Origin of the sequence: Microcella sp. (assembly GCF_033763155.1) — a bacterium.
Taxonomy (GTDB): domain Bacteria; phylum Actinomycetota; class Actinomycetes; order Actinomycetales; family Microbacteriaceae; genus Microcella.
The window spans coordinates 1-7,428 of sequence record NZ_JANRKZ010000012.1; the positions used below are offsets into that span (position 1 = coordinate 1).

General features: G+C 68.8%; 8 protein-coding genes. 5 read left to right on the forward strand and 3 right to left on the reverse strand.

Annotated elements, in window-relative coordinates; translation table 11 throughout:
- On the reverse strand, nt 1–352 hold a 352-nt coding region (locus SFU54_RS00430; protein WP_413466528.1), incomplete at its 3' end, for a substrate-binding domain-containing protein.
- A gap of 139 nt (nt 353–491) precedes the next feature.
- Here SFU54_RS00430 and SFU54_RS00435 point away from each other — a divergent pair.
- Complete coding sequence (locus SFU54_RS00435) at nt 492–929, forward strand: Lrp/AsnC family transcriptional regulator (RefSeq protein ID WP_319014356.1); 438 nt, start codon at nt 492–494, stop codon at nt 927–929.
- A gap of 7 nt (nt 930–936) precedes the next feature.
- A complete protein-coding gene (locus SFU54_RS00440) occupies nt 937–1,293 on the forward strand; it encodes a GntR family transcriptional regulator (RefSeq protein WP_319014357.1) in 357 nt (118 codons plus the stop codon).
- Nucleotides 1,294–1,317: 24 nt separating this feature from the next.
- On the opposite strand, the gene SFU54_RS00445 is transcribed toward SFU54_RS00440, so the two are convergent.
- Complete coding sequence (locus SFU54_RS00445) at nt 1,318–4,839, reverse strand: bifunctional proline dehydrogenase/L-glutamate gamma-semialdehyde dehydrogenase (RefSeq protein WP_319014358.1); 3,522 nt, start codon at nt 4,837–4,839, stop codon at nt 1,318–1,320.
- Between the two features lie 92 nt (nt 4,840–4,931).
- On the opposite strand from SFU54_RS00445, the gene SFU54_RS00450 reads away from it, so the two are divergent.
- Complete coding sequence (locus SFU54_RS00450; RefSeq protein WP_319014359.1) at nt 4,932–5,855, forward strand: LysR family transcriptional regulator; 924 nt, start codon at nt 4,932–4,934, stop codon at nt 5,853–5,855.
- A gap of 26 nt (nt 5,856–5,881) precedes the next feature.
- On the opposite strand, the gene SFU54_RS00455 is transcribed toward SFU54_RS00450, so the two are convergent.
- Nucleotides 5,882–6,244: a DUF1801 domain-containing protein gene (locus SFU54_RS00455; protein ID WP_319014360.1), complete on the reverse strand. Its 363-nt coding sequence runs from the start codon at nt 6,242–6,244 to the stop codon at nt 5,882–5,884.
- 513 nt (nt 6,245–6,757) lie between these two features.
- Here SFU54_RS00455 and SFU54_RS00460 point away from each other — a divergent pair.
- Together SFU54_RS00460 and SFU54_RS00465 are read left to right on the forward strand one after the other, a co-directional pair.
- Complete coding sequence (locus SFU54_RS00460) at nt 6,758–6,949, forward strand: hypothetical protein (protein WP_319014361.1); 192 nt, start codon at nt 6,758–6,760, stop codon at nt 6,947–6,949.
- Between the two features lie 132 nt (nt 6,950–7,081).
- Nucleotides 7,082–7,428, forward strand: a 347-nt coding sequence (locus tag SFU54_RS00465) for an FAD-dependent oxidoreductase (protein ID WP_319014362.1), incomplete at its 3' end; no start/stop codon positions are given.

Below are 7,428 nucleotides of genomic sequence, written 5' to 3' on the forward strand. Positions count from 1 at the left end.
CGTCATCGGGCAGGGTCGCGAAGAGTCCGGCCTGGCTGAGGGCGCCGAGGGCTCCGGCATCCTGCGACAAAAACACGTTCGCGGGGGTCGCGTCGCCCTCTTCGAGCAGCAGCGCGCCGAGCTCGGCGGTGTTGCCGTAGCGCACCTCGACCACGATTCCCGTGTCTTCGGTGAACTGGTCGATGAGCGGCTGCACGAGCTCTTCGTCGCGGCCCGAGTAGAGCGTGAATTGGCCGTCGGCCGTGGGGACAACGGGCATGGCGTCATCGCTCGGTACCGACGCCGCGCAGCCCGCCAGCAAAAGGCCCGTGGCAGCGAGGGCGGTGAACGAGAGAGGTGCAGAAACGCGCATGACGGGGATGCTCCAGAACAGATGAGGCGAATGAGACGGGCGACGCTGCCGCAGGTAAGGTTAGCCTTACTTTACCTGGGGCGCCAGTCGCGGAGCAGTGCTCACACCACTCCCCCAGCCGGTGCCCTAGTCTCGCGGTGTGGACGCCATCGACTACCGCATCATCGACCAGCTGCGGCAGAACGCCCGCGCCGGCTACGGCGACATCGGCGACGTCGTCGGGCTCTCGGCCTCGGCTGTCAAGCGCCGGGTCGACCGCCTCGTTGCCGACGGCGTGATTCGCTCGTTCACCGTGCAGGTCGACCCCGCCGTCGACGGCATGGCCGTTGAGGCCTACGTCGAACTCTTTTGCCGCGGCACCGTCGCGCCCGACGAGTTGAAGCGCATCCTCTCGGCCGTTCCCGAAGTCGTCGACGCCGGAACTGTCACGGGCGACGCCGACGCGATCGTGCACATTCGCTCGCGCGACATTCCTTCTCTTGAGGATGCTCTCGAGCGCGTGCGCGTCGCCCCCAACGTCGACCACACGCGCAGCGCGATCATCCTCACGCGGTTGATCGACCGCCGGCACCACTAGGCGCCCCATGATCGTCACCGTCGACGCCTCGGCCGCGACGCCGCCCTACGAGCAGATTCGCGTGCAGGTGCGCGACGCCGTCGCGGCAGGGCAGCTCGCCGCCGGCGCAAAGTTGCCGACCGTGCGCGCGCTCGCCGACGAGCTGGGGCTCGCCGTGAACACGGTCGCGCGCGCCTACCGCGAGCTCGAGACCGACGGCATCATCGAGACGCGCGGCCGGGCGGGCTCGTTTGTAGCCCCGCAGGGCGATGTCGGGCAACAGCAGGCGCAGGTTGCCGCACGCGAGTTTGTCGAGCGAGCTCGGCGCCTCGGGCTCGACGACGCGAGCGCGCTCGACCTGGTGCGCGCCGCTCTGCGCGGCTGAGCATCCGTCGCTGTCAGAGCCCGACTACAGCTCGAGCTCGGCCATCGCGGCGAAGGGGTTGCCGAAGCGGTGTGCCGTGATCGACACGGCTTGCTCGCGCACAAACGGCAGCAGTTCGACGCGACCCGAGGCCGTCACAGGCCCCGACCAGATCGCCACGTCGGGGTCGCCGCCGAGCGCCGCCTGCAGCTCGCTCGCGGTCTCGGCGCCGTTGGGCGCGACCAGTCGGATGCGGGCGGGGCGACTCTCGAGCACGCGCTCACTGAAGCGCGCATCCGTTTCAATCGCGATCGAGGCCGCACGCAGCGTCGAGATGCCGCTCTCGAGCAGCGCGAGCAAGGTCACCGGCAGAGGAGCCGCGCTGCTGATCTCGACGCGTGAGCCCGCGCGCGTGGCGGCAAGCAGCACACGAACGAGCTCAGCCATGGCGGCACCCTCGGCCGCGCGAACTGTTACGGGTGTGCGGCGATACCGCAGAACGTTGCGTTCGACGACGTGCCCCGCGCCAGCGCCCAGCTGGCTCGCATCGCGGGCCACCCCGAACTCGTCGTCCCACGCGCGCTGGTCACTCAGCGCGCCCGCGCGTGCCGCATCGAAGCCCGCGAAATCAAGGCCAGGCTGGCTCGCCTCGAGCACTTCACGCACGCCGCGATCGAGGCCCTTCAGGCTCAGGTTCTGACGCGGCTTGCGCGCCACGGGGCTGAACGACCCAAAGCCCATGACATACGAGGGGCCGCCCGCCTTCGTCGAGCCGCCAACGCTCGACCGCTTCCAGCCGCCGAAGGGCTGACGGCGCACGATCGCGCCCGTGATGCCGCGATTGACATAGAGGTTGCCGGCTTCGACGTGGTCAAGCCAGTAGGCGACCTCGTCGGCGTCGAGCGAGTGGAGGCCCGCCGTGAGTCCGAAGGCCGTGGCGTTCTGCAGGTCGAGCGCTTCGTCGAGCGTGCGGGCGCGCATGAGACCCAGCACGGGGCCGAAGTATTCGGTGGTGTGGAAGGCGCTGCCCGCGACCACCCCGCGACGCACGCCCGGGCTCCACAGCTCGCCCGTCGCGTCGAGCGCACGCGGTTCGATGAGCCACTGCTCGCCGTCGCCGAGAACCGTGAGGGCGTCAAGCAGCTTGCCCGAGGCGCGTTCGATGAGCGGCCCCACGACCGCGCTCGGGTCGAGGGGGCGGCCGACGCGGAGCGTACGCACGGCATCCACCAGCTGGCGTTCGAAGCGGGCCGAGGTCGCGACCGAGCCCACGAGAATCGCGAGCGAGGCGGCGGAGCACTTCTGACCGGCATGACCAAAGGCACTCTTGACGAGGTCGGCCACGGCGAGGTCGATGTCGGCGCTCGGTGTGATGACGATGGCGTTCTTGCCGCTCGTCTCGGCGAGCAGCGGCAGGTCGGCTCGCCACGAACGGAACAGCTCGGCCGTCTGCCACGCACCCGTGAGCACGACGCGGTCAACGGCCGGGTGAGCGATGAGCGCTTGGCCCACTTCGTTCTCGGGGGCGTCGACGAAGCGCAGCACGTCGCGCGGCACCCCGGCATCCCACAGCGCCTCGACCATGACGGCGGCGCTTCGACGAACGGGCGGGGCGGGCTTGATGATGACGGCACTGCCGGCGGCGAGCGCCGCGAGCACGCCGCCCGCCGCGATCGCGACGGGAAAGTTCCACGGCGGAGCGACGACCGTCAGCCGCGCGGGCGTGAACGTGGCGTCGTCGATGCGCGCGAGGTCGCGCGCGCTCTCGGCGTAGTAGTGCGCGAAGTCGATGGCTTCGCTCACCTCGGGGTCGCCCTCGGCGAGCGTCTTGCCGGCTTCGGCGGCCATGACCTCGAGCAGGTCGGCACGACGGGCCGCGAGCATGCGACCGGCCGCGTGCAGGATGCCCGCCCGCTCATCCACCGCCCGCGCAGCCCACCCGGCCGCGGCCTCGCGGGTTTCGGCGACGATGCGGTCGACGGCGGCGACCGAGGCCACCCCGCTCGCGTCGACGAGTGCGGCGCCGCGCGTTGTCGTCACAGCTCGCTCGAGGATCGCGCGAGCCCACTCACGGTTGGCGGGCAGCGCGACATCGGTGTCGGGCGTGTTCTCGAAGCCCGCGCGCACACCGCCCGGCTCGGGCAGCGCAGTCGACTCATCGAGCGGACGCTCGGTCAGCCGGTTTTGCACGCGGTGCGGCTCGGGTGCCGCTGGCGCGGCCTTGACCGCGAGGAGCGCCTCGCGAAAGCGTTGCTCTTCGCGCTCGAAGATCTCGGGGCTGCTCGAGAGTTCGAAGACCCCCGAGAGAAAGTTCTCGGTGCTCGCGTTCTCTTCGAGACGCCGAATCAAATAACTGATGGCCGACTCGAAGTCGCGCGGGTGCACTACCGGTGTGTAGAGCAACAGGTGCCCGACCGTTGCCCGCACGGCATCGGCTTGCGCCGAGGCCATGCCGAGCAGCATCTCGACCTCAACGCGGTCGCTCACCCCGCGGCTCTCGGCGAGCAACCACGCCCATGCGATGTCGAAGAGGTTGTGGCCCGCGATGCCGATGCGCACCGCGTCCACTCGATCGGGGCGCAGCGCAGACTCGAGCACGCGCTTGTAGTTGGCGTCGGTGTCGCGCTTGCTGGGCAACACGGCGACGGGCCACTCGTGCAGCGCAGCATCCACGCGCTCCATCGCGAGGTTGGCGCCCTTGACGACCCGCACCTTGATGCCGGCGCCGCCGGCCGCTCGGCGCTCTTGCGCCCACGCCGTGAGGCGTTCGAGCGCGGGCAGCGCTTCGGGCAGGTAGGCCTGCAACACAATGCCGGCCTCGTACTGCCGCAGTGACGGCCGGTCGAGCAGCCGCTGAAACACCTCGATGGTCAGGTCGAGGTCGCGAAACTCTTCCATGTCGAGGTTGAGAAAGGTGGGGGTCACACCGAGCGCCGCGGTCTCATAGAGCGGGGTGAGCCGCTCGACCACGCGGTCGACGGTTTCGTCGAAGGCCCACATGCTCAGTTGGCTCACGACGGCCGAAACCTTGACCGAGACGTAGTCGACGTCAGGGCGCTTGACGAGCTCGGTGATGCCCGCGAGCCTCCGGTCAGCCTCGCCGTCGCCCAGCACAGCCTCACCGAGCAGGTTGATGTTGAGCCGGTCGCCGCTGCTCTGCAGTCGGTCGAGCGTGCGCCCCAGTCGAGTCGGCGTCGCGTCAACGACAAGGTGCCCGACCATTCCCCGCAGCACGCGGCGCGCGATCGGCACGATGGGCCAGGGGGCAATGCGGGCGAGAGGCCCGCCGATCGCGATGAGCACACGCAGGGGCCAGGGCAAGAAGCTCGGGATGCGCGCCGCCAGCTGCTCGAGATTGCGCGCCGCAACGCCCAAGTCGTCAGGCCGCGCGACCCGGTCGACGAAGCCAATGGCGAACTCGAGCCCCACCTCGTCCTGCAGCAACCCGGCCAATCGCTCGGCCCCCGCGTCGGGCCGCGCGCCCTCGGCCGCGCTCAGCCACTGCCGCACGAGGGCCACCGCGGCGTCGGCGTCGGGCTGGGAGTGCGGCTGAGAACTCGTGGTCATGCCTTCAGTCTGGCCTGTGGTGCTGTGTACGAAAAGTGATGATTGTCGTACACTCTTGTTCGATTCCGTCGAACAATTGAAAAGGGGTGCCGATGCTCGATCTCAAGCGCCTCTCGCTCTTGCGCGAAGTGCATCGGCGCGGAACCCTTCACGCCGTCGCGCGCGCGCTCTCATACAGCCCGTCGACCATCTCGCAGCAACTGAGCTTGCTCGAGCGCGAGGCGGGCGTCGCCCTGCTTGAGCGCGCGGGCCGTCGCGTGCACCTCACGGCCGCGGGTCAACGGCTCGTTGAACGATCGAGTGCCTTGCTTGACGAGTTCGAACAACTGGAAGCTGACCTTGTCGCGGCAAGCGGAACCGTCACGGGAACCGTGCGACTAGCGGTGTTTCAGTCAGCGGCGCTCGGCATCGTGCCTCGAGCCTTGAGCCTGCTAGCTCAAGAGCATCCGCAATTGCGCGTCGAGATCACCCAGCGCGAACCCGAGAGCGCCCTCGACGAAGTGTGGGCGCGCACGTTCGACCTCGTGATTGCCGAAGAGTATCCGGCGCACTCGGCGCCCCTGCGCCGCGACCTCGACCGCGTGCCGCTCGTGAACGATGGGCTGCGGCTGGGGGTGCCCCCCGGCCACGTGCCGCACCGCGATGTGGGCGGCGACGACGCGCAGAGCATCCGCTCCGTGGGTGACGCCTCGCGCATGGCCTGGGTCATGGAACCGCGCGGAACCGCCTCGCGGCACTGGGCAGAGCAACAGTGCCGACTCGCCGGCTTCGAACCCGACGTTCGGTTTGAGACAGCCGACCTGCAAGCGCACATTCGGCTCGTCGAGACCGGTCACGCCGTCGCGCTCTTGCCCGATCTCGTCTGGGCCGGCGCCGAGCCGCGGGTTCCCCTCGTGACGCTCGACGCAGACCCGCACCGCTCTGTCTTCACGGCGGCGCGGGTCTCGTCAGCAACGCGACCGGCCATCGTCGCCGTGCGAGAAACCCTGTCACGCGCCGTCGGGTCCCTCATCTAGGCATCGAGCCGGTTGAGCGCTCTCGGCTACGAGAACGCCGTGCGCGCCAGCTCCGCAACCTTCGCGAGCGTGCGATCGTCGATTTCGTCGATGAACCACGCGCAGGGCCGCAACGTGCTGTCGCTCTCGCGGTCGACGGTTGCCTTCTCTGAGAGCCCCATCGACATCACGCCATCGTCGAGGCGAAAGAACACGAAGACGGGCGCGCTGCGCGCCGTGGCGTAGCTGGGCATTCCGTACCACAGGCGTGTCTTGAGCTTGGGACCCGCGGAGATGATCGTCTCGTGCAGTCGACGGCCAATCGTCACGTACGGCTCTGGCCATTCGTCGATCTTCGCGAGAACTGCAGTGAGATCGTTCTGGGCCATGTCAGACGGTGGTGTGGGCATGGTGACCCGCCTTTCTCTCGCGCCGCATTCGCGGCATGGTGAACACAACTGCCCCGTGAGGGGTGAGTTGCGCAATCTCCACCGCGGACGTGCCCTGGCCGATGCCAGTTCTCTCCGCGAATGTGTCAGACGAGCACTTCGTCATCGACCGCGCGAGGGCACCGGAGGTGCCACGGCCGTCGTAGTGACGATGGGGCTTTGAGCGCATGCGCACGGCGGCCGCCCAGGCACCTACGTCGGCTGGCCGAGCGTCATTGCCCGTCGCACTCGAGGAGGAGCAGGCGTGACCGCACACCGCGACGTGATCGGGGGCGCCGCGATCTCGGCTTGCACATCACACTCGCGTCGCGTCGTCTACACCGCCACGATCATCGGCACCTTCGGTCGGAACGACGACCCGGGGAGAAAGAGTCGCCCGGGGTAGGCGCTACTCGTGAGAATTCCGGGGTGTGCGACTCCGAGGCCCTGTGGATCACCCTGAGGCGCCGCCGTCGACGGCAATACGGTAGCCGTATGAGTGAGAAAAAAACGGACTTTGCTAACGGCGCCGCTACAGCCGTGCTCTTCTTGGTGATTCTCTTGGTCAGTATCGCGCTGGCGTTGTGGACCGACATTCCGGTCGTTGCGCGAGCCGCGATTGCGATCGTGTCAGGCATTGCCGGGGCAGCCATTACGTTCATCTCCCTGAGTCGCGGTCGCAGCTAACCCTGTTCGGGCGGGCGACGTGCGAGTTTCCTGACGTGCAACCGTCGACCGCCCGTTCGTAGCGCCTGCCGCTACCTGCTCGACGTAGGCTGGCCGAGCGTCATTGCCCGTCGCACTCGAAGAGGAGCATCCGTGACCACACACCGCGACGTCGTCATCATCGGCGGAGGCCACAACGGCCTCACCGCCGCCGCCTACCTCGCCCAGGCGGGCCTCGACGTGCAGGTGCTCGAACGCCTCGACGTGCTCGGGGGCGCGGCAATCTCGGCCGAGGCCTTTGCGGGGGTGGATGCTCGCCTGAGCCGCTATTCCTACCTCGTGAGCCTGCTCCCCCAGCGCATCATCGACGACCTCGGGTTGCAGATCGAGCTCGCGCCGCGCCGCTATAGCTCCTACACGCCCGTTCCCGGCGAGTCGGGCGGATTGCTCGTCGACAACCACGATCCCGTCGCCACCGCCGAGAGTTTCGCGGCTCTCGG